Below are 23,553 nucleotides of genomic sequence, written 5' to 3'. Positions count from 1 at the left end.
GAGAAAAGGGAGGGAGAAAAGAGACGTGCTGTCAGTCGAGAATTTTAAGCGCGGTTTCCACGGTGGCGATGGCGCGTTCCTGGCCCTGTCCGGCCTTTCCCGCGATCCGCAGACCCTGAATCACGGCGTAGAAGAACTGCGCCGTCACTTCGGGATCGCTCCGATCCGAAATCGATCCGTCCGCCTGGCCCTCCCGAACCAGGTTTTCGAACAGACCTTCAATCCGGGCTTGCGATAGTTTCACGCGCAGATCCGTTTCGAGATCGAAGAGCGCAAGTTCGACGGCAGCGCCGACCACGAGGCAGCCGCGCCGTCCAAGTTCGCCATGCGCCGAGTTGGCATAGTGATGCAGCGCAAGGCGCATGCGGTCGCGGCCGTTGCCTCCCACCGAAATCGCCTCCGCAAGGGCTGCGTTGCGCACCTGCTTGTAGCGATCGAAGGAGGCGAGGAAGATCGCCTTCTTGTCCTTGAACGCCTTGTAGAGGCTTCCGGCCGTCAGCCCCATCGCGTCCTTGAGGTCCGCAATCGACGTCGCGTGATAACCCTGCTCGGAAAACACGACGATCGCCTTGTCCAGCGCCGCCTCGATTTCGAACTCGCGCGGGCGGCCTGCCATTCGCGCTGTATCAGTGAGGGTTTCGGTCGTCATAGCGGATTGCCTAATTAGGAAATGATCGTTTCCAAATAGGATCGGATTATGTTGTCGTCAAGCGAGATGTCGGTTTTTCGGGAACAGATCTTTGAGAGTTGAGTTGGAAACACCGTCACCAACCCCAAAAGCTGGAGGACATTATGAGCAAGAGTGACGTAGAACAGACCGTAAAGCGCGCAGAACGCCAGGTGGAAAACACCAGTTCCGGCGGCCACCTCGGTGGTACCTATTACGGCCAGACCGCCGACGGGAAGACCGCGTCTACAAATACCAATGTCGGCAGCAATCGCCCCAACACCGGTAGCTAAGGTCATACAGGCCCATCTGAAGAGATAGGCCGAAGCTCTAAAAAGTTTTGAAAGCCCCGTCGCGTGCGGGGCTTTCGTCGTTTGGTCGGATGCTTAGAGCGTGCCTGCCCGCTGCTGCATCATCATGAACGTGTCGTAGCTGTATTCAGCAACCTGCGCCCAGAGATAGGAATCCTTCTTGAACGCCTGCTGGTGATCGTAGATCTTCTTGAAGGCCGGGCTCTTCTGGGAAAGCTCGGCATAGGTTTCCATCGCGGCCTTGAAACACACATCCAGAATGTCGCGGTTGAACGCTTTCAGGATCGCGCCTTCGCCAACCAATTTCTTCAAAGCGACAGCGTTATGGGCGTCGTAATTGGCAAGCATGCTCATGTTGGCTGCCGCGCAGGCATCGGTCAGGATCTGCTGGTAGCTCTTCGGCAGGCTGTTGAATTTTTCGAGGTTGAAGAAGGCATGCATGGCCGGGCCGCCTTCCCACCATGCCGGGTAGTAGTAGTATTTGGCGACCTTGACGAAGCCGAGCTTCTGATCGTCATACGGACCGACGAATTCGGTCGCATCGATCGTACCCTTTTCGAGCGCCGCATAGACATCGCCGCCGGCGATCTGCTGGGGCGTCACGCCGACCTTCTGCATCACCTGGCCGGCCAGGCCGGCAATGCGCATCTTCAGACCCTTCAGGTCGTCGATCGTGTTAATCTCCTTGCGGAACCAGCCGCCCATCTGCGTGCCGCTATTGCCGGCCGGCAGCGCATAAAGGCCGCGGGGCGCCAGGAACTCGTTGATCAGGTCGTTGCCGCCGTTCAGGAACCAGGCATTCGTCATGCGGGCATTGAGGCCGAACGGAATGGCGGTACCGAGCGCAAAGGCTGGATCCTGGCCGATGTAATAATAGGAGCATGTATGCGCCATCTCGACCGTGCCGTTGGCAACCGCATCGGCGGCCTGCAGAGCCGGCACCAGTTCACCGGCGCCATAGGTCTGGATGGTGAAATTGCCGTCCGTTGAATTCTTGACGCTGTTGGCAATCTGGGTCGCCGCATCGAAGATGATGTTCAGGCTCTTTGGAAAGGACGAGGTCAGCCGCCAGGTGATCTTCGGACGCTCCTGGGCGATTGCCGGCGTGGCCAACGCGGCAGCCGCGGCGCCGATGCCGGCAGTGGTAGCATTGTGCAGGAAACGTCTGCGATCCATGAAATATCCTCCTGAGATGTCTGAAAAATCTCGTTCAAGCCGTCTTGGTCTTAAAGCTCTTTTCCCGGCTCCGACAAGAGGAATCGACAGTGTTTGCCTTGCCGCAAAAGGAAAACCCCGGGCTGGGCCGGGGTTCTCGATTGAGCAGGTGCGCTTGATGATCAAAGCTTGCCGTTGCGCTGCTGGATCATCATGAACGTGTCGTAGGTGTAATCGGCGATCTGCGCCCAGAGATAGGCATCCTTCTTGAAGGCCTGCTGGCTGTCGTAGATCTTCTTGAAGGCAGCGTTCTTGGCCGTGAGTTCCGCATAGGTTTCCTGCGCCGCAGCGAAGCTGGCATCTAGGATCTGCTGGTTGAAGGCCTTCAGCACGGCACCTTCCGACACAAGCTGGCGCAGCGCCTTGGCGTTGCTGGCATCGTAGCGAGCCAGCATGTTCATGTTGGCGTTGGCGCAGGCATCTTTCAGAATGCGCTGGTAGCTCTTCGGCAGATTGTTGAACTTGTCGCGGTTGAAGAAGGCGTGGACGGCCGGGCCACCTTCCCACCATGCGGGATAGTAGTAGTATTTCGCGACCTTCACGAAGCCGAGCTTCTGATCGTCATACGGACCGACGAATTCGGTCGCATCGATCGTGCCCTTTTCCAGGGCCGCATAAACGTCGCCGCCGGCGATCTGCTGCGGCGTGACGCCAAGCTTCGTCATCACCTGGCCGGCAAGACCTGCGATGCGCATCTTCAGACCCTTCAGGTCATCGATCGTGTTGATCTCCTTGCGGAACCAGCCACCCATCTGGGCACCCGTATTGCCGGCCGGCAGCGCATAGAGATTGTAGGTGCCGAGGAATTCGTTGAGCAGGTCGTTGCCCCCGCCGATCGAGAACCAGGAGTTCGTCTGGCGGGCATTGAGACCGAAGGGCACCGACGTGCCGAGCGCGAATGTCGGATCCTTGCCGATATAATAGTAGGAGCAGGTATGCGCCATTTCGACGGTTCCGTTGGAAACAGCGTCTGCCGCCTGAAGGCCGGGCACAATTTCGCCGGCCGCGAATGTGTGGATGGTGAAGTTGCCGTCCGTCGCTTCCTTGACGCTTTGCGCGATATCGGTGGATGCGGCCCAGAGGATGTCGGTGTTCTTGGTAAAGGAGGATGTCATCCTCCAGGTGAGCTTGGGGCTTTCCTGCGCGATCGCGGGAGCGGCCAAAGCCCCGGCTGCAACTGCGCCGATTCCGGCGGTCCCTGCCTGCCGAAAGAAATGTCTGCGGTTCATACGGGTCATGCCTTTCTGACTGGCCCTTGACGGCCGGTAACTTCATTTCACCGGTCCTCACCGGCGTCTGCTCTTAATCCGATCATTTCGTCACCGGCAAGTAAAAAGTGCAGGAAGTTGCGCTGCGCTGCAGCATTGGTTTGCGAATATTGCGCGCGAATTTTTTTCTCAAACGGATCGAAGGGCACGGTTTGGAGTGACTTGAACTTTCACACAAAAAAGTTAGGTTAGAATTATTCTAATAAGGAGCTTCGATGTTCACTCGTTTGGTGCCCGGGTCCCGCCGGGCGTTTTTGTCGCTGAGCGAAGAGGAAATCCTCGCTCTTGCCATCTCGTCGGAAGAGGAGGATGCGCGCATCTATCTCTCCTACGCGAAGAACCTGAAAGAGGCATATCCGAGCTCCGCAAAGGTGTTCGAGGACATGGCCGAGGTCGAGCAGACGCACAAGAACATGCTGATCCAGATGTTTCGCTCCCGCTTCGGCGAGAACATTCCGCTGATCCGCAGAGAGCATGTGCAGGGATTTTACGCCCGCAAGCCAGACTGGCTCATGCGCAATCTGCCGCTCGACAAGATCCGCGAACAGACGGAAGCGATGGAGCGCCAGGCGGCACGGTTCTATCGCGAGGCCGCCAAAAGGGTATCGGATGCCTCGACGCGGCAGCTCCTGGGCGATCTGGCCTTGGCGGAGGACGGGCATGAAGACATCGCCCGGATGCTCAGCGAAAAGCACGTAACCGAGGAAACGCGTTCGGAAGAAGACCTGTCTGCCCGGCGTCAGTTTATCCTGACCTATGTCCAGCCAGGGCTTGCCGGCCTTATGGACGGTTCGGTTTCGACACTGGCGCCGATCTTTGCGGCAGCATTCGCCACGGGCGATACCTGGTCGACCTTCCTGATAGGTCTGTCCGCATCGGTCGGTGCGGGTATTTCGATGGGCTTTACCGAAGCGGCACACGACGATGGCAAGATTTCCGGTCGCGGCTCCCCCATCAAGCGCGGATTTGCCTCAGGCATCATGACCGCGATCGGCGGCCTCGGCCATACACTACCCTATCTCATTCCGCATTTCTGGACGGCCACCATCGTTGCGGCGATCATCGTCTTCTTCGAACTCTGGGCGATTGCCTTCATCCAGAACCGTTACATGGAGACACCGTTCTTCAAGGCTGTCTTCCAGGTCGTGTTCGGCGGCTCGCTGGTCCTGGCCGCAGGTATCCTGATCGGCAACGGATAGCGCGCTGGTTATCGGTTCGCCGCAGCCGGCGCATCGAAAGCAAAAAAGAAGACCCGCCGCTGCAAAGCAGGGCGGGTCTTGTCATTTCTGCTAGATGATGCGGACCGTCGTCTGAACGGATGGCTCTACCGGAGAGCGCCGACGAGAAGATCGCGGCCATTTTCGATGGTGACCCAACGCCCTGCGTTGAACGAAGCCTGGCGCTTCAGGAACGTGTAATGCGTGGCTGTCCAAGGCAGGACATCGTTATCAAGATTGTCGAGAATGAAATCTCCATCCGCAGTGCGAAGCGTCAGAACGGCGTGACCTTCTCCATCCGGCTTGCGCACGACCGTCATCAGAAGGTCGGAATAACTGAAGCCTGCTTCGGCCAGTTCCTTGCGCTTCTGCAACGCGAAATCCTCGCAGTCGGCGAAGATGGTCGGATAGGTCCAGAACTCTTCCCGACCGTAAGCATCCATGTCGGTCTTGGCGATATAGCGCTCGTTGACTTCCAGGTTGATCCGGCGAACCGTTTGCCAGCTGTCTTCGTTGAGTTTGGGAGCGGGCGCCGACCGGCTCTTCAGAGAACATTCCGCGGGGAGGCGCTGGCAGAACTCGAAATGGCCGATCGGTTGCGACGTCACGTCACCGGTCACCATCGATGCAATCGACCGCGGAGCCGGCATTGCGGCGCCGGCAGGCACCAGCGCGCACAAAAGGATCACCGCAAAGCGCCGTACCAGCAAGGCTTTCATCATGACCCGTCCCTTAAAGTCCTAACGAAAAGTTAAGGGCCGAATGGGGGTCAAGTCAATCGTTCAGGTTTTGTTAATCTTCATTAAAACTGCTTTATGGTTAACAATGCTGCATTCTCGCATCAGCCCAAAATTTACTCATTTACTTATTAGGCCCATGATTGCACCCCTCATTTTTTCGATATCCTGAGGTCTGGAAAGACGGTGATCACCGTCACGTACAAGCGTCAGCGTCACGTCGTCGGCAGGCAGGAATTCCATGAGTTTCAGCGCGTGTTCATAAGGCACGTCGCGGTCGTTCATTCCCTGAAGGATATGCACGGGGCAACCGGTTTCGATAATGCCGGTCAGTACTCGGTTGCGTGCTCCATCCTCAAGCAGGTCGCGGGTGTAGATATCAGGTTCGCTGCTATATTCGGAGGGTTCCTCGACATAGCCGTTGACTGCAAGCGACTGCCGCTGCTCATCCGTCAGGTGTGGCTCGATCAGCTCCCCCGTAAAATCGGGGGCGGGGGCAATCAGCACCATACCCTCGACTTTGGGCGACCCGCCACGCTTCTTAAGCTCTTGAGCCACACGAAGCGCGATCCAGCCGCCCATCGACGAGCCGACCAGCACTACGCTCTTGGGTTTCGTGTGGTCGAGCACGGCAAGAGCCTCCTCCAGCCAGCGGGAAATCGTGCCGTCGCGAAACGCGCCGCCGGAGACGCCGTGGCCGGAATAGTCGAAGCGGATGCACTCGGTGCCGAGCGTCTCGGCCAGCGCGTCGAGTTCGACGGCTTTGGTGCCCGTCATGTCCGATCGGTAGCCGCCGAGCCAGACGAAAGCCGCGTTGTCGTTGGAAGCGGATGCCGGCCTGACGAGAATTGCGATCTCGCGCATTGTCTCTGCGGTGCCAACCGGAATGCGGATAAGGTCTGATGGGGCGGTCGCTGACATGTGGGTCTCCTTGACGTCGCAGCCTCCGATTGCGTCAAACAGAGGCATCCTGAAAGGTGGGCATCTATAAATCACATTGTCAGACGATTGCAGCAGGTGATTTTTCCCCGCGTATATGGTATTGACATCTATCCAGTGATGACGACATTCCGCTTTCGGCTGCAGCCAAGCGAGGAATTGTCGTTGCTGCGTGCTGAAATTATCTAGGAGAACACGACCATTCGCAGACCATTCAAAGCCGATGCCCCCGTCAAGGAAGGCCCGCGCTCAAACCGGGAAATCCGCGTTCCCAAGGTCCAGCTTATCGATGCCGAAGGCTTGAATCTCGGTGCGATACCGACCGACCAGGCCCTCAAGATGGCCGAGGACGCCGGACTCGATCTCGTCGAGATCTCGCCGAACAACGATCCGCCGGTATGCAAGATCCTCGATCTTGGTAAGCTGAAATACGCGAACCAGAAGAAGGCGTCCGAAGCGCGCAAGAAGCAGAAGATCGTCGAAATCAAAGAAATCAAGATGCGCCCGAACATCGACACCCATGACTATGAGGTGAAGATGAAGGCGATGAACCGGTTCTTTGAAGAAGGCGACAAGGTAAAGGTGACGCTGAAGTTCCGTGGCCGCGAAATGGCCCACCAGGAACTCGGCATGAAGCTTCTGCTGCAGGTCAAGGAAGACACTGTCGAAATCGCCAAGGTGGAAGCCGAGCCCAAGCTCGAAGGCCGCCAGATGATGATGGTGCTGGCGCCGAAGTAAGCGCCACGCCAATCGCCCCGTGCCTTTAGAAGGTAAGGGTATCGGCGTTGTCACGCCATTCTTCTTATCCCATTGCGCTTTTAATCCTCTGCGGTTATAAGCGCGCGTCCGAACGGTCCGGCAGGGCATGCCGTGGCAGTTCAAAATGCTTGGAATTCGCATCGTCTGCGGTTCCGATACAATTATGGAGTAGCAAAATGCCCAAGATGAAGACGAAATCGGCTGCCAAGAAGCGATTCAAGGTAACCGCGACCGGTAAGGTCGTTGCCGCCGCTGCTGGCAAGCGCCACGGCATGATCAAGCGTTCCAACAAGTTCATCCGCGATGCACGCGGCACGATGATCCTCGCTGAGCCTGACGGCAAGAAGGTTATCAAGAACTACCTGCCGAACGGTCTCTAAGACTCATTCGACGATTTGGAACAGTTTTAAGGAGATCATGACATGGCACGCGTAAAACGTGGCGTAACTTCCCGCGCCAAGCACACCAAGACACTCAAGGCAGCCAAGGGCTTCTACGGCCGCCGCAAAAATACCATCCGCGCCGCAAAGGCAGCAGTCGATCGTTCGCGTCAGTTCGCAACGCGCGACCGTCGCGTCAAGAAGCGCAACTTCCGCGCTCTCTGGATCCAGCGTATCAACGCCGCTGTGCGCGAATCCGGCCTGACCTACGGCCGCTTCATCGACGGCCTCAACAAGGCTGGCATCGAAGTCGACCGCAAGGTCCTGTCTGACCTGGCAATCCATGAACCTGCAGCATTCGGCGCTCTCGTCGAAGCTTCCAAGACGGCTCTGGCCTACCTCAAGGACGCCGGCACGAAGAACGAGTTTGAAAGCGCGGTCAAGTAACCAGCGCTTCCCAAGCTTGTAGCTGATAGATTTTGGGGAACCCGCGCTGGCAGTGAGCTGGCGCGGGTTTTTCTTTTGTCGGCCTTCATGTTTTGTCTGCCAGCATTCGCATTCGAATCCGCTTCATTGTCCGAGCATCAACGGAACACATCATGTCCGATCTGGAAAATCTGAAAACCTCGCTTCTCGCTGAAATCGAAGGTGCCAGCGATGAGGCGTCGATCGAAGCCGTCCGCGTCAACGCGCTTGGCAAGAAAGGCTCCGTCTCCGAGCTCCTGAAGACGCTCGGCGCCATGTCTGCGGAAGAACGCCAGACCCGCGGCGCGGCGATCAACGCGCTGAAGACCGAGGTCACCGAGGCGATTTTGAACCGCAAGACGATGCTGAAGGACGCAGCGATCGACGCGCGTCTGAAGGCCGAAACGCTCGATGTGTCGCTGCCGGTGCGCTCCTCTCCGGCCGAGCGCGGCCGTATCCACCCGATCAGCCAGATCACCGACGAGATCACCGCTATCTTCGCAGACATGGGCTTCTCGATCGCCGAGGGCTCTGATGTCGAGACCGATTACTATAACTTCACCGCGCTGAATTTCCCGGAAGGCCACCCCGCCCGCGAAATGCACGACACGTTCTTCTTCCAGCCGGATGAAAAGGGTGAGCGCAAGGTGCTGCGCACCCACACCTCGCCGGTCCAGGTTCGCACGATGGAAGCGCAGGACCCGCCGATCCGCATCATCATTCCCGGCAAGACCTATCGCCAGGATTCCGACGCGACCCATTCGCCGATGTTCCACCAGGTCGAAGGCCTCGTCGTCGACAAGAAGGCGCATGTCGGCAACCTACGGTATGTGCTGGAAGAGTTCTGCAAGACCTTCTTCGAAGTGCCGTCGGTGACGATGCGGTTCCGCCCGTCCTTCTTCCCTTTCACGGAGCCGTCGTTCGAAGTCGATATCCAGTGCGACCGTTCAGGCCCGATCGTGAAGTTCGGCGAAGGCACCGACTGGATGGAAATCCTCGGCTGCGGCATGGTGCATCCCAATGTGCTTCGCGCCGGCGGGCTCGATCCGGATGAGTATCAGGGCTTCGCCTGGGGCATGGGCCTCGATCGTATCGCCATGCTGAAATACGGCATGCCGGACCTGCGCGATTTCTTCAATGCCGATGTCCGCTGGATGAACCACTACGGTTTCCGCCCGCTCGACATGCCGACATTGTTTGGGGGGCTGAGTTCTTGATTGATCTATCTGGCCAGATTTGGGCGCTTTTATCTCCACTGCACAGCCAGATTTTGTCCCTTCTTTTCACAATAATCGGCGCAGTTGTTTTCTGGGTTTTCAGGTCAAAGGTTAAGCTTATTTGGGGAAGGTCAAATAACAGTATCCATTTTGTACAGGCGAATGACGCTCGCACTGAGATATATTGCGAAAAGTACTTCATCCAGAACACTGGCAGAAAACCAGCGGAAGCAGTTCAATTCGTAATGTCATTCAAGCCGGATGACTTCTCGATTTTTCCGTCGCGGGGATACGAGCAGACGACTAATCCAGAGGGGAAGTTTGTTACCGAGATACCTTTTGTGGCGCCTCATGAGCTAGTTATCATTGACGTGGTTTATATTCAGCGGAAGGCGGCATTGGTCGAGGCGGTCGTTTGCAGTGATGCAATCGGAAAACCAGTGAACTTTGTTACTAATCGGCAATTTGGATCTGTAGTTAACGTAGGGGCCTTCCTACTAATGATTCTTGGTATCGCGTTCATTATTCAGACGGCGTTGAGCCTTGTCTTGGAGATTACACCATGAAATTCACGCTTTCCTGGCTCAAGGATCACCTTGAAACCGATGCCAATCTCGAGCAGATCTGCGAGCGCCTGACGGCGATCGGGTTGGAAGTCGAGGATGTCGATGACAAGGCAGCTTACAAGCCCTTCGTCATCGCAAAGGTCCTGTCGGCGGAAAAACATCCGGAGGCGGACCGCCTGAAGGTTCTGTCCGTTGATGCCGGTCCGGATGTCAACGGCGGCAAGCCGGTGCAGATCGTCTGCGGCGCGCCGAATGCCCGCGCCGGTCTGGTCGGTGCGCTTGCGCGTCCGGGCGATTACGTTCCGGGTATCGATGTAACGCTTGCCATCGGCAAGATCCGCGGCGTCGAAAGCCACGGCATGATGTGCTCCGAAAAGGAGCTGAACATGTCGGAAGACCATAACGGGATCATCGATCTTCCCGAAGATGCGCCGGTCGGCACCTCGTTCGCCGCCTATGCCGGCCTCGACGATCCGATGATCGAGATCAACCTGACGCCGAACCGTCCAGATTGCACTTCGATCTACGGCATCGCCCGTGATCTTGCCGCATCCGGCCTCGGTACGCTGAAGCCGCGGGTTCAGCCTCAGCTCAATCTCGAAGGCAAGACACCGGTCGGCCTGTCGATCGATCTCGATGACGAAAACCTGTGCCCCGGTTTCGGCCTGCGCCTCGTGCGCGGCGTGAAAAACGGCGCAAGCCCGGCCTGGATGCAGACGCGCCTGAAGGCGATCGGCCTGCGTCCGATCAACGCGCTCGTCGACATCACCAACTACATGACCTTCGACCAGGGCCGGCCGATGCACGTCTTCGATGCAGCCAAGGTGAAGGGCGATCTGGTCGTTCGCCGCGCCAGCGAAGGCGAAACGATCGTGGCGCTCGATACCCGCGAGTACAAGCTTACGCCCAGCAACGTCGTCATCGCCGATGACAACGGCGTGGAATCGATCGGCGGCATCATGGGCGGCGAGCATTCCGGCTGCGACGAGAACACCGTCGATGTTCTGATCGAATCGGCATTGTGGGACCCGATCAACATCGCGAAATCCGGCCGCGCGCTCGGCATCATCACCGATGCCCGCTACCGGTTCGAACGCGGCGTTGATCCAGCCTATATGCTGCCCGGCCTCGACCGCACCACGCAACTGGTGCTGGAACTCTGTGGCGGCACGGCAGCCGAAGCAAAGGTCGTCGGCTACACGGCATATGAGCCGAAGGTCGTCGATTTCCCCTTCGCTGAAGTCAAGCGCCTGACCGGCCTTGAGATCTCGTCCGACGAAAGCCGCCAGATCCTCGATCGCCTCGGCTTCATGGTCGAAGGTTCAGGCGAACGAGTGTCGGTCAAGGTCCCGTCCTGGCGTCCGGATGTCGATGGCAAGGCCGATCTCGTCGAAGAGGTCATGCGCATCCACGGCGTCGATCACATCAAGCCGGAGCCGCTCGAAAGCATCGGCAGCGTCAACGGCAAGATCCTGACCACGTTGCAGATTCGCACTCGCACGGCAAAGCGTGCACTCGCTGCCAGCGGCATGCTGGAAGCGGTCACCTGGTCGTTCATTCCGGAGGCGCAGGCAAAGCTGTTCGGTGGCGGCGCGCCGTCGCTGAAGCTCGCCAACCCGATCGCCGCGGATATGTCGGATATGCGTCCCTCGCTGCTGCCGGGTCTGTTGACCGCTGCCCAGCGCAATGCTGACAAGGGTTTGGGCGATGTGGCGATCTTCGAAGTCTCCGGCACCTACGAGAACGACACGCCGGAAGGCCAGCGTCGCGTTGCCGGCGGTATCCGCCGCGGCACGGCCTCGATCAATGGCGCGGGGCGCCTCTGGTCGAACGGTGCCAAGGGCGGCGGCAAGCCGGTGGATGTCTATGACGCCAAGGCCGATGCGCTGGCCGTGATCGAAGCCTGCGGCTTGCCCATGTCGAACGTGCAGGTCGAACAGGGTGGTCCCGCCTGGTATCATCCGGGCCGCTGCGGCACGATCAAGATGGGTCCTAAGATCGTGCTCGGCACGTTCGGCGAATTCCATCCGAAGACGCTGTCCGCGCTCGATGTGTCAGGCGCGCTGTGCGGCTTCGAGGTCTATCTCGACGCCATGGCCGAGCCGAAGAAGAAGGCGACCCGCACCAAGCCTCCGCTGGAACTCTCGCCCTTCCAGGCCGTCAAGCGCGACTTCGCCTTCGTGGTCGAATCGACTGTCGAAGCCGGCGCGATCGTCAAGGCCGCAACCAGTGCCGACCGCAAGCTGATCTCGGGCGTCAACGTGTTCGACGTCTTCGAAGGCGCGTCGGTCGGCGAGGGCAAGAAGTCGGTCGCGATCGAGATCCTGATCCAGCCGGTCGACAAGACACTGACGGACGAGGATTTCGAGGCACTCACCGCCAAGATCGTCGCCAACGTCGTCAAGGTGACCGGCGGCGTGCTGCGCGCCTAACTGGCGCGCTGGTAACGCCATTCCTGTGTCCTGCCGCCATATCCATAGGATGCGGCGCGGACGTCCTGAACATAGATGTAGCTCTCCTCATGCAGATCGAGGAGAGCCGAAAATCCTGCAAAGGCCGCCTGGATAAAGGCGGCCTTTTCGCTTTTGGTATTGGTTTTGTGGGTTTCAAACGGGCGTGGTAACTTCACAAGAATCGTGAAGGAAGGGCCGGTGCGCAAGCCAAATTCCATGAAGGGGCTGGAGGAGCTTGGCAGGGTCAGGCTGTCGGAAAACTTCTTCTTCCGCGATTTCCTGTTTTCCGAGATTGCCGCAGTCTATGGCATGGCCAATGTCCCTGATCATCCTGATCTCGCGATCGAGGCAGGACGGTGTCTCTGTCAGGAGCTGCTGGAACCGCTGCAGGCGACATTCGGCCGGCTGCATGTCCGCTCAGGTTACCGCGCAGCTGAAGTCAACGCCTTCGGCAATGCCCGGGGATTGAACTGCGCCACAAATGCAGCGTCATCTGCCGACCATATCTGGGATCTTCGCGATGCCGATGGCTGCATGGGGGCAACGGCCTGCGTCGTCGTCCCATGGCTAATTGACAATGTCAGCGAGGAGGGCGACTGGCGAAAGCTGGCCTGGTGGATCCACGATCACCTTCCCTATGCCTCGCTCTGCTTTTTCCCGAAACTCTGGGCCTTCAATATCCAGTGGCATGAGCGGCCGGTTCGGCGGATCACGAGCTATGCCCGGCCCCGCGGCCTCCTGACAAAGGCCGGAATGGCCAACCATGGCGGCGACCATTCGGAATGGTACCAGGGCTTTCCGAATGTGAGGCGATAGCCAGCGGTGTCAGGAATGCAGGTGGTAAAGCTTGCTAACAATGACCCAGCGACCATTCACCTTCAAAAGAGAGAGGTAGTCGGTGAACCGGAGGCCGGCAAATTCGTCGATGAGTTTGACGCTCGCCGCATCGCCGGCGATATCCAGAGCAATGATCTCGATCAGAGGCTGCGTACCCGCCGGCGCTGGCCCTTCTGAGGCGACCGCTGCGACAAATTCGGCCACCGATAGCCATTCGACCGCATTGTCGTAGTTACCGATGATCGAAGCTTTTGGATGAAACGCTTTGCGGAGCGCGCCTTCGTGCGCAAACGTCATCCCGTCCACGTAAAGATGCACGACCGACTGCACTGCCTGCTCTTCAGACATGACGAGGCCCTCCCCAGGCTCTACGATAGCAGAACCCGGGGAAGGCTAGGACACTCACATTTTCATCTTCTCGCGCAGCGCATCGATGCGCTTGGAGGCTTCGGCCTTGGACAGATCTTCGGCGAAAGCGTCGGGATCCTTCGCCTGCTCGCTGAGGGTCTTGAGATAGGAGCCCTGCGCGCCGGTCATCGGCTCGTCACCGGTGACCCAGTCATCCGGGTCCTTCTCGGTGTTCGATGCGGGATCCGGGTCAGTCTTCGGGTTATGTATGTCGCTCATAGTTTCCTCACCGTTTGGATGTTCCTTAAACGTTCTCGGTGAAACGAAGTTCCATCAGCGGCGCGGTGTCCATGCCGCCTGTCCGCCGTAACGCGCACCGGCGATCTTGTCGGGAGACAGCATGTCGTCGAGGCGCTTCACGTCGTCGGCGGTCAGCACGACGTCGGCCGCTCCGGCATTCTGCTCCAGATTGGGGATTTTGCGCGCGCCGGGAATGGGCACGATGAAGTCGCCTTTGGCGAGTACCCAGGCAAGAGCAAGCTGCGCCGCCGTGATGCCCTTTTCCGACGCCATCTGTTCGACAAGCCGGACCAGCGCCAGGTTCGCCTCTATATTCTCAGCCTCGAAGCGCGGCATGGTGCGGCGCAGATCACCTTCGCCAAATTCCGACGTGTTCTGGATCTTGCCGGTCAGAAACCCGCGGCCGAGCGGGCTGAATGGCACGAAGCCGATCCCCAGTTGGCGGCAGGTATCGAGCACGTCGCCCTCGGGATCACGGCTCCACAGAGAGTATTCGCTCTGCAGCGCCGCAATCGGGTGCACCGCATGGGCGCGCCGGATGATGTCAGGGCTTGCCTCCGAAAGCCCGAGCGCGCGCACTTTGCCTGCCTTCAGCAGCTCCGCCATCGCTCCGACCGTCTCCTCGATCGGCACATCAGGATCAACGCGGTGCTGGTAGAAGAGATCGATGACGTCGATGCCGAGGCGTTTCAGCGACGCTTCGGCAACCGCGCGTACCTTCTCCGGCCGGCTGTCGAGACCGGACATTGCGCTCGAGTCCTTCTTGGCGGGATCGATCCTGAATCCGAACTTGGTGGCGATCACCACTTTGTCGCGGAACGGTTTCAACGCCTTGCCGACAAGCTCCTCATTCACGTAGGGGCCATAGACTTCGGCAGTGTCGAAGAAGTTGACCCCGATCTCGACGGCGCGGTGCAATGTCCTGATCGACGTCGCCTCATCCTGCCCGCCATAGGCATGGCTCATGCCCATGCAGCCAAGGCCAATCGCCGAGACCGTCAGTTCAGTTCCAAGCTTGCGTTTCTGCACGGGAATTCTCCAGGTTGGGCTTTGAGGCGGGTCCGGCGGGAGGCCCGCCGGAGGGATAGATCAGGCGCCGGCCTCGTTGAGCAGCGCCATCTGCGCGTCGGTGAGATTGAGTTTGCCGGCCGCAATGATCGCCTCAAGCTGCTTCAGGCTGGTGGCGCTGGCGATCGGCGCAGTAATGCCCGGCCGTGCGGCAACCCAGGCAATCGAAATTGCAGCCAGGCTTTCGCCGGTTTCCGCGGCCACCTGGTCGAGTGCTGCGAGGATCTTCAGGCCGCGGTCGTTGATGTAGTCGGGCATGCGGTTGCCACGCGTCTTGCCTTCTGCATCTTCGGGTTTGCGATACTTGCCCGTCAGGAAGCCAGCTGCCAGCGCGTAGTAGCTGATGACGCCGATGTCTTCGGCGATGCAAAGGTCCGCAAGCGGGCCCTCGAACTTGTTGCGGGTGTAGAGATTGTATTCCGGCTGCAGCACATCGTAGCGGGGTAGGCCGTTTTTCTCGGCAGCATTGAGCGAGGCCTGCAACTGTTCGGCACTGAAGTTCGAGCAGCCGATGGAACGCACCTTGCCGGCATCCTTCAGCTTCGCAAGCGCGCCAAGCGTCTCCTCGTGCGGCGTGTCGTCATCGGGAAAATGCGAAAGGTAGAGGTCGATATAGTCGGTCTGCAACCGCTGCAGGGATTTGTCGACGGCTTCCACCACCCACTTTGCCTTCAGCTTCTTGTCGTCGCCCATGGTGGGGTAACCGAACTTCGTGACGATGACAGCCTTGTCGCGGGCCACCGTGCCGCGCTTCAGCCAGTTGCCGATCACGGTCTCGCTCTCCCCACCCTGATGGCCCGGCGCCCATGCGGAATAGACATCGGCCGTGTCGATCGTGTTGAAGCCGGCCTCGAAGAACGCGTCGAGCATCTCGAAAGAAGTCTTTTCGTCCGCGGTCCAGCCGAACACGTTGCCGCCGAAAACGACGGGCGAGATGGAAAGTCCGGTACGGCCGAGCAAGCGCATGTCCATGATGGTCTCCAGATAGATGACGTGGGGAAGCGATGAGTGCTGAAGGATGAAACTAGGCTGATTGGATCGACTGTCAAACCGACAAGCGGGCACAAGGTTTCAGCACTGCCGACAACGACAGTTGCCCGCCCGACCAAGCGGCCCTAGGTTAGCCTCCCAATGACTGTCTGTGAATGTGTGGAGGCACTGCTATGTTGCGTTTTGGAATCCTGTCGACGGCGAAAATCGGACGGGACGCTGTCGTTCCCGCACTCTTGGACGCCGAAAACTGCGTGGTCAGCGCCGTTGCCAGCCGTGACATTGCCAAGGCGCGCGCATTTGCGGACCGGTTCGGCGTGCCACATGCGTTCGGCTCCTATGACGAGATGCTGGCCTCCGACATGATCGATGCCGTCTATATCCCGCTGCCGACCAGCCAGCATGTGGAATGGTCGATCAAGGCGGCCGAAGCCGGCAAGCATGTTCTCTGCGAAAAGCCGATCGCGCTGAAGGCGAGCGAGATCGAGCGACTGATCGCTGCAAGGGATGACAATGGCGTCCTGATTTCAGAAGCCTTCATGGTCACCTACGCGCCCGTCTGGCACAAGGTGCGCGACCTTCTGAAGGAGGGCGCGATCGGCGACCTCAAGCATGTCCAGGGCGCCTTCAGCTATTTCAACCGCGATCCTGACAACATGCGCAACATCCCGGAACTCGGCGGCGGCGCGCTGCCGGATATCGGCGTCTACCCGACGATCGCGACCCGCTTTGCGACCGGTCTCGAACCGTTGCGTGTGCAGGCCACGGTAGCGCGCGATTCCGACTTCGGCACCGATATCTATGCAAGCGTCAAGGCAGCCTTCGAGACATTCGAAATGAGCTTCTACATCTCGACCCAGATGGCGGGGCGCCAGCTCATGGTGTTCCACGGCACAGAGGGCACGATCGAGGTCAAGTCTCCCTTCAATGCCGATCGCTGGGGTGCGGAAGAAATCGAACTCACCAACCAGAAGCACAACGTCTCGCAGATCTTCCGCTTCCCCGACAGCCGCCAGTATCGCCGCCAGGCAGAAGCTTTCGCGAAGGCAGCCATGGGCGAGGCGGCAGACATCGTGACGCTCGAGAACTCGCTTCTCAACCAGCGCTTCATCGACGCGATCTACCGCGCCGGTGAAACCGACGGCTGGGAGACGGTCTAGTCTTCTTCCCGCCACCGGCGAATGCGCCAAAGTCCGGCGATGAGGAACGCCACCGCTCCCAGCCAGGACGCGCCAAAATGCGCCAGCGGTTGGACCTGTTGCGCTCGGATCGTCAACACGGCGAAGATCCCGTAGCTGAGCAGAACGACGACGGCCAACAAAGGTCGAAGGCCAGGCCGCTTGGCAAGCGCAACCGGCGCCGGAAGGAGCCGGTTCAAAAAGATCGTCCCGGCAATCCCGAGCCCGAGCGAGAGAAGGCGTGCCGCAAGCGCTCCCATGTCGACTACCCTTGTCAAGGCCAGCAGCAGCGCTCCATCGGCAAGGATCAGCACAAGCAGCAGGAGGGTGAGGCGGATCCCGGTGCGCATGCCCGGCCTCAGCCGTTGATCGCCAGGAGGCCGGCAAAGATCAGTCCGGCTCCCAGCCCGTAACGCAGGGTAAGCGGTTCGCCGAAGACGATATGCGCCAGCAGCGGCACGAAACAGAAGGTCAGCCCCATGAAGGAATAGGCGATCGTCAGAGGCACGGATTTGAGGACGTAGATCCAGACGATCGTTCCGAAGCCGTAAAGCGCCAACGCCGCGATCAGGATCGGGTTGGCGGCAAGCGCCGTAAGTCCGCGCAACGAAAAATCCCCGGCCGTATTGCTGGTCATCTTGAACAGAACCTGGCCCATGGCGATCAGCAGCGGCGTGCCGAGAAGGCCGATCCAGGTGACGGGGGTAAGCGACGCGAACATGAGAAGAATTCCTCAGCCTAACCGGTCTTCGCTGTAGAAGATGTCGCGGGCGATATCCTCGCACACATAGACCGTCGGCACCGGATGGACGGCGCGCAAGAAGGCGTAGGTATAGGGGAAGAAGTTGAAATGCGGGTTGAACGTGTAGCGGTATTCCCGCTCGCGCGGGACGACGATGATCAACCGCTTTTTCGCGATGCGTCGCAGTTCGGCAATCGCCTGCTTGTAGTCGAGGACGTGCTCGATCACGTGCGTGCACACGACCGTGTCGAACTCGCCGTCGGCGAAAGGCAGGCTCTCGATCTTCGCGGCAACATACTCGACACCCTTGATGTCGGCCGCATCGTCGACGACGAAATCGACGCCGACCAGGCGGCGCAGATCCGGATGGGCGGCGCGCATATGGGTGAGCAGCGATCCCGTGCCGCAACCCACATCGCAAACGCTTGTGCCCTCGACCATGGCGTTGATCCGTCGGATGCAGGCGGCGGAATTGTCGGTTCCCACATGCACGCGCGGATGGTTGCGGTAAAGCTCGGCATATTCCTCGGCGGTCAGGAACGGCGCGCGTTCCCGGAACCGGGCAAGATGGGACATATGCTCGCCCCAGACGCGCTTGGCGAGCCAGAGAAAAAGCGTCGAGTCGCGCAGGATTGGCGGCAGCAGATCCTCGATGACGAAGCGGATGCGGTTGGTAGTTTCCCTGTTCATGCAGCACGGCTCCGGCGACGCTTCGGTTGTTGGACCGGGGCCACGGCAGGCGCCGTGGCGATCAAGTCAGCCGGCATGCTCATATAGTGGATGCGCAACTGCTCGGACCGTGCCCGCGATAGGGAATCGAGGATGAGCCCGGCCGTGAACACCAGAAACGAGATCAGCATCAGCACCAGCGAGAAGACCCAGGTCGGCATCCGCTCGACCAGGCCCGTCTCGAAATACTCGACCAGCACCGGCGCCATGAAGGCGAGGCTTGCCGCCATGAAGGCAGCGCTGATCGTGCCGAAGAAGGCGAAGGGCCGGGTTTCCTTCATCAGCATCGCAAACATCCAGAGGATCTTGGCGCCATCCCTGAAGGTCGAAAGCTTGGAATGCGATCCTTCCGGACGGCGTCCGTAATCGAGCTCGATCTCGCAGATCGGCAATTTCAGACGCGACGCATGCACCGACATTTCCGTCTCGATCTCGAACCCGCCGGATACGGCCGGAAAGCTCTTGACGAAGCGACGCGAGAAGGCGCGGTAGCCGGAAAAGATATCGGTAAAGTCGCGTCCGAAGATCGTCCGGTAGAGAATGTTGAACAGCCGGTTTCCGGTCGCGTGGCCCTGGCGCCCCGCATCCGCATGAACGCCCCGACGGGTGCCGACAACCATATCGGCGCGCTCGGTCAACAGGGTGCGGATCAGCTCTTCCGCGTCTTTCGGGGAATAGGTGCCGTCACCATCCGCCATCAGATAGATGTCGGCGTCGATATCGGCAAACATGCGGCGCACCACATGGCCTTTGCCCTGGCGTCGTTCCCGCATCACCTCGGCACCGGCCAGCATGGCTTTCAGCGCAGTGCCGTCGGTCGAATTGTTGTCGTAGACGTAGATGCGCGCATCGGGCAGGGCCTGGCGAAAGCCGTTCACCACCGCTTCGATCGTCGATGCTTCGTTGTAGCAGGGCAGAAGAACGGCGATCTTCAGATCACCCGTCAGGGCATCGGTCATGGTTTTCACTCGATACAAAGAAGACCGCAGACGGCACGCGCCGCTTCACCGCTTTACTATTTCTTGGGAAGGTTAAGGCTAGGTTTCGGGCTGGAATATTTCGGGGCGAAAATGCGAAAGTCCCGGAAATCATGGTCGGAGGCGGGGAAGACATGCAGGTCGTTAGCGGGCGCGGTGCGATATCGTCGAGGCTTGCGCCCGTGGTGATGATCTATTGGCTCGCAGTCTCGATCATGGCCCTGGTCATCAAGCTGCCCACCGCGACCGATCTGATCGGTGCCGACAACGACGACATCATGCGGCTGGTTGAAGTCCGCGATCTCCTCGGCGGGCAGGGCTGGTTCGACATGATGCAGTACCGGCTCGGTCTCGCCAACGGCACGCTCATGCACTGGTCGCGACTGGTCGATCTGCCGATCGCGGCATTGATCAAGTTCTTCTCGCTGTTCATGGCATTGCCGCTGGCCGAAGGCGTCGCGGCAACAGTCTGGCCGCTCCTCGTGTCATTGCTGCTTTTCGTGCCGCTCGGCCTTGCCGGCCGGCGCATCGGCGGGGTGGTCACCCTGCATCTGGCGCTCGGCATCGGCGCGATCTTCGTTTTCACCAACATCAAGTTTCAGCCGGGCGCGCTCGATCACCATAACGTCCAGCTGGCGCTTGCCATGTGGGTCACAGCTATGCTGGTCGATCCGCAACATCGCCGGTCCAGCTATGCCGTCGCCGGCATTGCAGCGGCGCTGGCGATCGCCGTCGGTGCCGAAACTGTCCCTTTCGTCGCTGCCGCCTGCATCTGCGTCGTGCTGCAATGGGCCTGGCACGGCAGGTCGTTCGCCGGCGCTGCGAAGGCGTTCGGCCTGTGCCTCACGCTTGGCGTTTCGTTGGCCTTTTTCGCCACCGTGCCGCCCTATCGCTATGCGGTCGTCACCTGCGACAATCTTTCTTTTGGCTTCTACTCGCTGACGGCGATCGGTGGCGCAGGCCTGTTCATTCTGGCAAGCCTGCCCTTGCCCGATAAACGGCTGCTGCGCTTCGGCTTGCTGGGGGCGGCGGGCATCGCCCTGCTTGCTGCAGCCCGCGCAATTGCGCCGGAATGTCTCGGCAATCCGCTGGCAAACCTTGATCCGCTGCTTGTCGAGCTCTGGCTGAACGGCGTAACCGAAGCACGCTCGATCGTGGCGGAGATGCGCGACACGCCCGAACTTGTCGGCGGCTTCTATGCCGTGGGCCTTTTCGCCATCCTCGTCTGCCTTGCCCGCATCGCGTGCCGCAGCAAAGTCGAAACCCACGTCGTGCTTCTCGTTCTGCTCCTGGTTTCCTTCGCCGTCGCCGCCATTCAGGTCCGCGGAACGATCTTCTCCAACCTTCTCAGCATCCTGCCGCTGTCCCTGCTGATCGCCGATATCCGCGTCCGTGCCAATGCAGACCGCAACAATCCAGGCCTTGCTGCAGCCTATATCGTCACGGTCCTCGCTTCCGTCCCGGTCGTCTGGGGCGTGGCCGGCATTCTCGTCAAAGATGGCGTCGGCTCCGTCGGCCTCAATATCCTCTCCACCGATAACGTCGGCGAAGAGGGGGAATGCGGCGGCCCGCAGGCCTGGGCGGCGCTCAATGCGCTGCCGGTCGGCGTCGTCGCCTCTCCCTCCAACAGCGGCGCGGAGATCATCCGCTTCACCGGGCATCGCGCGCTCTCTGCGCCCTATCATCGCAATCAGGGCGGCATGCTGACCGAACTGCATATCGGCCTCGCGCAGCCGGCTGAAGCAAAGGCCTTCATCGATGGTGCCGGAGTGACTGCTCTCACCTTCTGCAAGAGCGATCCGCAGACCGAGCGTCTGATCGCGATGAAACCTGACGGCCTCTATGCCGCACTCGCCCGGGGTGACGTCCCGCCATACCTGCAGCCGGTTGCCACCGGTCCGCTCGATGGGTTCATCATCTATCGGGTCGTGAGGGACTAGCGCGAGATTAAGCGTCGGATGATCCGGAAAGACGGATGAAATCGGCGCAGCCTTCGGTTAGAACAAAGGGCATGACGAGCACTCCCGCCCAAGAATCGCCGACGAACCTCACCGAATTTTCCGTGTCCGAGCTTTCCGGCTCGATCAAGCGCACCATGGAGAATGCGTTCGATCATGTGCGGGTGAGGGGAGAGATTTCCGGTTATCGCGGCCCGCATTCTTCCGGTCATGCCTATTTCTCACTGAAGGACGACCGATCCCGCATCGATGCAGTCATCTGGAAGGGTACCTTTTCGCGCCTGCGGTTCCGGCCGGAAGAAGGCATGGAAGTGATCGCCACCGGCAAGATCACCACATTCCCGGGCTCGTCGAAATATCAGATCGTCATCGAAAACCTCGAGCCGGCAGGCGCCGGCGCGCTCATGGCGCTGCTTGAGGAGCGACGCCGCAAGCTCGGTGCCGAAGGCCTGTTCGATCAGGACCGCAAGCAGGCGCTGCCTTACCTGCCCCGCGTCATCGGCGTGGTGACCTCGCCAACCGGCGCCGTCATCCGCGATATACTGCATCGCATTTCCGATCGCTTTCCCGTCCATGTCGTGCTCTGGCCGGTCAAGGTTCAGGGCGAGGGATCGGGCGAGGAAGTCGCCGCTGCCATCCGCGGGTTTAACGCGCTCGGGCCTGGTGACGCCATCCGAAGGCCAGATGTGCTGATCGTCGGCCGCGGCGGCGGTAGTCTGGAAGATCTCTGGAGCTTCAACGACGAGATCGTCGTACGCGCTGCAGCCGAAAGCCTGATACCGCTGATCTCGGCCGTGGGCCACGAAACCGACTGGACGCTCCTCGATCACGCCGCCGACGTTCGCGCACCGACGCCGACCGGGGCCGCCGAAATGGCTGTTCCGGTGAAGGCGGATCTCGATGCCCAGCTCGCCAGCCTGGCCGCCCGGCTGCGGGGCTGCGCAGCGCGCCAGATGGACCACCGCAAACAGTCGCTGCGGGCGCTCGTCCGCGCGCTTCCGTCGCTGGACCAGCTGCTGGCGCTTCCGCGCCGACGGTTCGATGAAGCCGCGGCTGGCCTTGGTCGGGGGCTGGAGCGCACGACGGTGGTCAAGCGCCGCGCGTTCGAGCGTGTCTCGTCCGGTCTGCGCCTCGATCTCCTGACGGGCAGGCTCCAGCAACAGCGCCAGGCTTTGAGCGACCGGCTGCTACGGGCCGACCGGTGCCTGGAGCGGCGGGCGTTGAGCGAACGCGGGCGTTTGTCGCGTTTCGAGGCGTCGCTGAAGGCGCTGCCCGCTCGGCTGCTCGGCCAGATCCAGCGCGAGCGTCAGCATCTCGTCTCGTTCGGGCGCCATGCCGATACCGCGATGTCGCACACGCTTGCGCGCAGCCGCTCGGCCATCTCGGCGCAGGATCGCGTCCTGCAGTCGCTATCCTACAAGAACGTGCTGCAACGCGGTTTTGCGGTGATCCGCGATGAGGATAATCACCCGCTGACAAGGGCTGCCGGCATCGGCGAGGGCCGGGCGATTTCCGTGGAATTCGCCGACGGCCGTATCGCAGCCGTCACGGGCGGCGAGGCACCAACCGAAGATCCGTCGTCCTCCGCACGGCCACCTCAGCCGAAAAAGAAGCTGCCGAAGCCGGAAGCAGGCGACCAGCCCTTCAAGCAGGGCACGCTGTTCTAGCCACAGGCGACAGCACCATTCAAATCTCTGCCAGGACTTCCTATCTTCTTGTGATGAGACCTTACTGGAACACGGCGTTGCAAGCTGCGTTTCCTCGGCAGTCACACACGGAGACCACGGCCATGAAAAAAGCATTCGCAACCTCGTTGCTGATCCTCTCGGCGGCAGCTTTCGGCACGCCGGCGCTGGCCGGACAGACGAGGGCATCGGAGATCATCTTCGGCAAAGCCTATGACGACAACGTCATCGCCATCCAGTCGGGCTCGCTCACCAGCCGCAAGGACGGATTTTCCGAGTGGTCGGGTTCCGGCAACGCGCTGATCATGCGAAGGGCGCAGGCGGAAGTCAGTGCCGACGGCAGCCTGATGCGCTCGCTCGAAGCCCGCGGCATTGCCATCCACAACGTCCTGTCGGTGGAAACCGCTGCCAATGGCGGCAAGGTCGTCTATTACCGCTAATGATGGCAAGGGCTCGGTCCAGCGGGCCTCTTGGGCTGCTGACAAACCCTGAAGAAACTTGTTTGACGAGGGCGATACCCCATTCTCCCTCATCCTCGCCCTTGTGG

At 60.1% G+C, this 23,553-nt stretch carries 27 protein-coding genes; 13 read left to right on the top strand and 14 right to left on the bottom strand.

The annotated features are described in order from the left end of the window. Positions 1–31: 31 nt before the first annotated feature. Complete coding sequence (locus IFT59_RS17505; protein WP_192087653.1) at positions 32–649, bottom strand: TetR/AcrR family transcriptional regulator; 618 nt, start codon at positions 647–649, stop codon at positions 32–34. Between the two features lie 143 nt (positions 650–792). On the opposite strand from IFT59_RS17505, the gene IFT59_RS17500 reads away from it, so the two are divergent. Beyond that, on the top strand, positions 793–960 hold the full coding sequence (locus tag IFT59_RS17500; RefSeq protein ID WP_165699867.1) for a hypothetical protein: 168 nt from the start codon (positions 793–795) through the stop codon (positions 958–960). Positions 961–1,053: 93 nt separating this feature from the next. Here IFT59_RS17500 and IFT59_RS17495 read toward each other — a convergent pair whose 3' ends face one another. Further along, complete coding sequence (locus IFT59_RS17495; protein WP_113109343.1) at positions 1,054–2,154, bottom strand: TRAP transporter substrate-binding protein; 1,101 nt, start codon at positions 2,152–2,154, stop codon at positions 1,054–1,056. Between the two features lie 161 nt (positions 2,155–2,315). Further along, positions 2,316–3,422 carry a TRAP transporter substrate-binding protein gene (locus tag IFT59_RS17490; protein WP_113167007.1) on the bottom strand — a complete coding sequence of 369 codons (1,107 nt, stop codon included), beginning with the start codon at positions 3,420–3,422 and terminating at the stop codon, positions 2,316–2,318. 254 nt (positions 3,423–3,676) lie between these two features. Between IFT59_RS17490 and mbfA the strand changes: the two genes are divergently transcribed. Further along, positions 3,677–4,660 carry an iron exporter MbfA gene (mbfA, locus tag IFT59_RS17485; RefSeq protein ID WP_174195456.1) on the top strand — a complete coding sequence of 328 codons (984 nt, stop codon included), beginning with the start codon at positions 3,677–3,679 and terminating at the stop codon, positions 4,658–4,660. A gap of 125 nt (positions 4,661–4,785) precedes the next feature. Here mbfA and IFT59_RS17480 read toward each other — a convergent pair whose 3' ends face one another. Together IFT59_RS17480 and IFT59_RS17475 are read right to left on the bottom strand one after the other, a co-directional pair. Then, positions 4,786–5,400, bottom strand: a complete 615-nt coding sequence (locus IFT59_RS17480) for a transglutaminase-like cysteine peptidase (protein ID WP_062454096.1) — start codon at positions 5,398–5,400, stop codon at positions 4,786–4,788. 135 nt (positions 5,401–5,535) lie between these two features. Further along, the gene (locus IFT59_RS17475) at positions 5,536–6,336 is read right to left on the bottom strand and encodes an alpha/beta hydrolase (protein ID WP_192087652.1); all 801 of its coding nucleotides are present in this window, start codon (positions 6,334–6,336) and stop codon (positions 5,536–5,538) included. Positions 6,337–6,555: 219 nt separating this feature from the next. Here IFT59_RS17475 and infC point away from each other — a divergent pair, with 219 nt between their 5' ends. The 6 genes from infC (at position 6,556) to pheT (ending at position 12,173) form a co-directional block, all read left to right on the top strand. Continuing rightward, the gene (gene infC, locus IFT59_RS17470) at positions 6,556–7,092 is read left to right on the top strand and encodes a translation initiation factor IF-3 (RefSeq protein WP_062454094.1); all 537 of its coding nucleotides are present in this window, start codon (positions 6,556–6,558) and stop codon (positions 7,090–7,092) included. Between the two features lie 197 nt (positions 7,093–7,289). Next, on the top strand, positions 7,290–7,493 hold the full coding sequence (gene rpmI, locus IFT59_RS17465) for a 50S ribosomal protein L35 (RefSeq protein ID WP_046793986.1): 204 nt from the start codon (positions 7,290–7,292) through the stop codon (positions 7,491–7,493). A 42-nt stretch (positions 7,494–7,535) separates the two neighbouring features. Continuing rightward, on the top strand, positions 7,536–7,940 hold the full coding sequence (gene rplT / locus IFT59_RS17460; protein ID WP_062454093.1) for a 50S ribosomal protein L20: 405 nt from the start codon (positions 7,536–7,538) through the stop codon (positions 7,938–7,940). 152 nt (positions 7,941–8,092) lie between these two features. Then, entirely contained in the window at positions 8,093–9,175 is a 1,083-nt protein-coding gene (pheS, locus tag IFT59_RS17455) for a phenylalanine--tRNA ligase subunit alpha (protein WP_192087651.1), read from the top strand. Beyond that, positions 9,172–9,741 (top strand): hypothetical protein, encoded by a 570-nt coding sequence (locus tag IFT59_RS17450; RefSeq protein ID WP_184654214.1) that lies wholly within the window; start codon positions 9,172–9,174, stop codon positions 9,739–9,741. Before pheS ends, IFT59_RS17450 begins: the two co-directional genes overlap by 4 nt. Then, complete coding sequence (gene pheT / locus IFT59_RS17445) at positions 9,738–12,173, top strand: phenylalanine--tRNA ligase subunit beta (protein WP_192087650.1); 2,436 nt, start codon at positions 9,738–9,740, stop codon at positions 12,171–12,173. Before IFT59_RS17450 ends, pheT begins: the two co-directional genes overlap by 4 nt. Here pheT and IFT59_RS17440 read toward each other — a convergent pair. Beyond that, entirely contained in the window at positions 12,170–12,400 is a 231-nt protein-coding gene (locus IFT59_RS17440; RefSeq protein WP_197978149.1) for a hypothetical protein, read from the bottom strand. The two genes, pheT and IFT59_RS17440, sit on opposite strands and share 4 nt — an antisense overlap. Here IFT59_RS17440 and IFT59_RS17435 point away from each other — a divergent pair. Next, positions 12,393–13,010 (top strand): hypothetical protein, encoded by a 618-nt coding sequence (locus IFT59_RS17435; protein ID WP_192087649.1) that lies wholly within the window; start codon positions 12,393–12,395, stop codon positions 13,008–13,010. The genes IFT59_RS17440 and IFT59_RS17435 overlap by 8 nt on opposite strands. A 9-nt stretch (positions 13,011–13,019) precedes the next feature. Here IFT59_RS17435 and IFT59_RS17430 read toward each other — a convergent pair whose 3' ends face one another. From IFT59_RS17430 to IFT59_RS17415, 4 genes are read right to left on the bottom strand one after another with little or no spacing between them, the layout of a single operon-like run. After that, positions 13,020–13,379: a nuclear transport factor 2 family protein gene (locus IFT59_RS17430; RefSeq protein WP_062454088.1), complete on the bottom strand. Its 360-nt coding sequence runs from the start codon at positions 13,377–13,379 to the stop codon at positions 13,020–13,022. Positions 13,380–13,433: 54 nt separating this feature from the next. Next, a complete protein-coding gene (locus IFT59_RS17425) occupies positions 13,434–13,658 on the bottom strand; it encodes a DUF3072 domain-containing protein (RefSeq protein ID WP_062578736.1) in 225 nt (74 codons plus the stop codon). Between the two features lie 54 nt (positions 13,659–13,712). Then, the gene (locus IFT59_RS17420) at positions 13,713–14,708 is read right to left on the bottom strand and encodes an aldo/keto reductase (RefSeq protein WP_192087648.1); all 996 of its coding nucleotides are present in this window, start codon (positions 14,706–14,708) and stop codon (positions 13,713–13,715) included. A gap of 60 nt (positions 14,709–14,768) precedes the next feature. Next, the gene (locus IFT59_RS17415) at positions 14,769–15,719 is read right to left on the bottom strand and encodes an aldo/keto reductase (RefSeq protein ID WP_192087647.1); all 951 of its coding nucleotides are present in this window, start codon (positions 15,717–15,719) and stop codon (positions 14,769–14,771) included. A gap of 191 nt (positions 15,720–15,910) precedes the next feature. Between IFT59_RS17415 and IFT59_RS17410 the strand changes: the two genes are divergently transcribed. Beyond that, positions 15,911–16,897 (top strand): Gfo/Idh/MocA family protein, encoded by a 987-nt coding sequence (locus tag IFT59_RS17410; protein WP_192087646.1) that lies wholly within the window; start codon positions 15,911–15,913, stop codon positions 16,895–16,897. Here IFT59_RS17410 and IFT59_RS17405 read toward each other — a convergent pair. From IFT59_RS17405 to IFT59_RS17390, 4 genes are read right to left on the bottom strand one after another with little or no spacing between them, the layout of a single operon-like run. Further along, a complete protein-coding gene (locus IFT59_RS17405; RefSeq protein ID WP_192087645.1) occupies positions 16,894–17,265 on the bottom strand; it encodes a hypothetical protein in 372 nt (123 codons plus the stop codon). The two genes, IFT59_RS17410 and IFT59_RS17405, sit on opposite strands and share 4 nt — an antisense overlap. A gap of 8 nt (positions 17,266–17,273) precedes the next feature. Beyond that, on the bottom strand, positions 17,274–17,636 hold the full coding sequence (locus IFT59_RS17400) for an EamA family transporter (protein ID WP_192087644.1): 363 nt from the start codon (positions 17,634–17,636) through the stop codon (positions 17,274–17,276). Between the two features lie 12 nt (positions 17,637–17,648). Continuing rightward, positions 17,649–18,347, bottom strand: a complete 699-nt coding sequence (locus tag IFT59_RS17395) for a class I SAM-dependent methyltransferase (protein ID WP_192087643.1) — start codon at positions 18,345–18,347, stop codon at positions 17,649–17,651. After that, positions 18,344–19,345: a glycosyltransferase gene (locus IFT59_RS17390; protein WP_192087642.1), complete on the bottom strand. Its 1,002-nt coding sequence runs from the start codon at positions 19,343–19,345 to the stop codon at positions 18,344–18,346. The genes IFT59_RS17395 and IFT59_RS17390 overlap by 4 nt, the downstream gene beginning before the upstream one ends. A gap of 152 nt (positions 19,346–19,497) precedes the next feature. On the opposite strand from IFT59_RS17390, the gene IFT59_RS17385 reads away from it, so the two are divergent. The 3 genes from IFT59_RS17385 (at position 19,498) to IFT59_RS17375 (ending at position 23,446) form a co-directional block, all read left to right on the top strand. After that, the gene (locus IFT59_RS17385) at positions 19,498–21,303 is read left to right on the top strand and encodes a hypothetical protein (RefSeq protein WP_192087641.1); all 1,806 of its coding nucleotides are present in this window, start codon (positions 19,498–19,500) and stop codon (positions 21,301–21,303) included. Between the two features lie 71 nt (positions 21,304–21,374). Further along, the gene (xseA, locus tag IFT59_RS17380) at positions 21,375–22,988 is read left to right on the top strand and encodes an exodeoxyribonuclease VII large subunit (RefSeq protein WP_192087640.1); all 1,614 of its coding nucleotides are present in this window, start codon (positions 21,375–21,377) and stop codon (positions 22,986–22,988) included. Positions 22,989–23,110: 122 nt separating this feature from the next. Beyond that, the gene (locus tag IFT59_RS17375) at positions 23,111–23,446 is read left to right on the top strand and encodes a hypothetical protein (RefSeq protein ID WP_192087639.1); all 336 of its coding nucleotides are present in this window, start codon (positions 23,111–23,113) and stop codon (positions 23,444–23,446) included. Positions 23,447–23,553: the final 107 nt, after the last annotated feature.

Origin of the sequence: Rhizobium sp. CFBP 8752, assembly GCF_014842035.1 — a bacterium.
Lineage (GTDB): Bacteria > Pseudomonadota > Alphaproteobacteria > Rhizobiales > Rhizobiaceae > Neorhizobium > Neorhizobium soli.
Note: the sequence above shows the minus strand (reverse complement) of the source record. Positions and strands in the feature narration are given on the sequence as shown.

Coding starts and splice junctions, on each gene's coding strand:
- IFT59_RS17505 (WP_192087653.1), bottom strand. CDS start 649: ATGACGACCGAAACCCTCACTGATACAGCGCGAATGGCAGGCCGCCCG.
- IFT59_RS17500 (WP_165699867.1), top strand. CDS start 793: ATGAGCAAGAGTGACGTAGAACAGACCGTAAAGCGCGCAGAACGCCAG.
- IFT59_RS17495 (WP_113109343.1), bottom strand. CDS start 2,154: ATGGATCGCAGACGTTTCCTGCACAATGCTACCACTGCCGGCATCGGC.
- IFT59_RS17490 (WP_113167007.1), bottom strand. CDS start 3,422: ATGAACCGCAGACATTTCTTTCGGCAGGCAGGGACCGCCGGAATCGGC.
- mbfA (WP_174195456.1), top strand. CDS start 3,677: ATGTTCACTCGTTTGGTGCCCGGGTCCCGCCGGGCGTTTTTGTCGCTG.
- IFT59_RS17480 (WP_062454096.1), bottom strand. CDS start 5,400: ATGATGAAAGCCTTGCTGGTACGGCGCTTTGCGGTGATCCTTTTGTGC.
- IFT59_RS17475 (WP_192087652.1), bottom strand. CDS start 6,336: ATGTCAGCGACCGCCCCATCAGACCTTATCCGCATTCCGGTTGGCACC.
- rpmI (WP_046793986.1), top strand. CDS start 7,290: ATGCCCAAGATGAAGACGAAATCGGCTGCCAAGAAGCGATTCAAGGTA.
- rplT (WP_062454093.1), top strand. CDS start 7,536: ATGGCACGCGTAAAACGTGGCGTAACTTCCCGCGCCAAGCACACCAAG.
- pheS (WP_192087651.1), top strand. CDS start 8,093: ATGTCCGATCTGGAAAATCTGAAAACCTCGCTTCTCGCTGAAATCGAA.
- pheT (WP_192087650.1), top strand. CDS start 9,738: ATGAAATTCACGCTTTCCTGGCTCAAGGATCACCTTGAAACCGATGCC.
- IFT59_RS17430 (WP_062454088.1), bottom strand. CDS start 13,379: ATGTCTGAAGAGCAGGCAGTGCAGTCGGTCGTGCATCTTTACGTGGAC.
- IFT59_RS17425 (WP_062578736.1), bottom strand. CDS start 13,658: ATGAGCGACATACATAACCCGAAGACTGACCCGGATCCCGCATCGAAC.
- IFT59_RS17415 (WP_192087647.1), bottom strand. CDS start 15,719: ATGGACATGCGCTTGCTCGGCCGTACCGGACTTTCCATCTCGCCCGTC.
- IFT59_RS17410 (WP_192087646.1), top strand. CDS start 15,911: ATGTTGCGTTTTGGAATCCTGTCGACGGCGAAAATCGGACGGGACGCT.
- IFT59_RS17405 (WP_192087645.1), bottom strand. CDS start 17,265: ATGCGCACCGGGATCCGCCTCACCCTCCTGCTGCTTGTGCTGATCCTT.
- IFT59_RS17400 (WP_192087644.1), bottom strand. CDS start 17,636: ATGTTCGCGTCGCTTACCCCCGTCACCTGGATCGGCCTTCTCGGCACG.
- IFT59_RS17395 (WP_192087643.1), bottom strand. CDS start 18,347: ATGAACAGGGAAACTACCAACCGCATCCGCTTCGTCATCGAGGATCTG.
- IFT59_RS17390 (WP_192087642.1), bottom strand. CDS start 19,345: ATGACCGATGCCCTGACGGGTGATCTGAAGATCGCCGTTCTTCTGCCC.
- IFT59_RS17385 (WP_192087641.1), top strand. CDS start 19,498: ATGCAGGTCGTTAGCGGGCGCGGTGCGATATCGTCGAGGCTTGCGCCC.
- xseA (WP_192087640.1), top strand. CDS start 21,375: ATGACGAGCACTCCCGCCCAAGAATCGCCGACGAACCTCACCGAATTT.
- IFT59_RS17375 (WP_192087639.1), top strand. CDS start 23,111: ATGAAAAAAGCATTCGCAACCTCGTTGCTGATCCTCTCGGCGGCAGCT.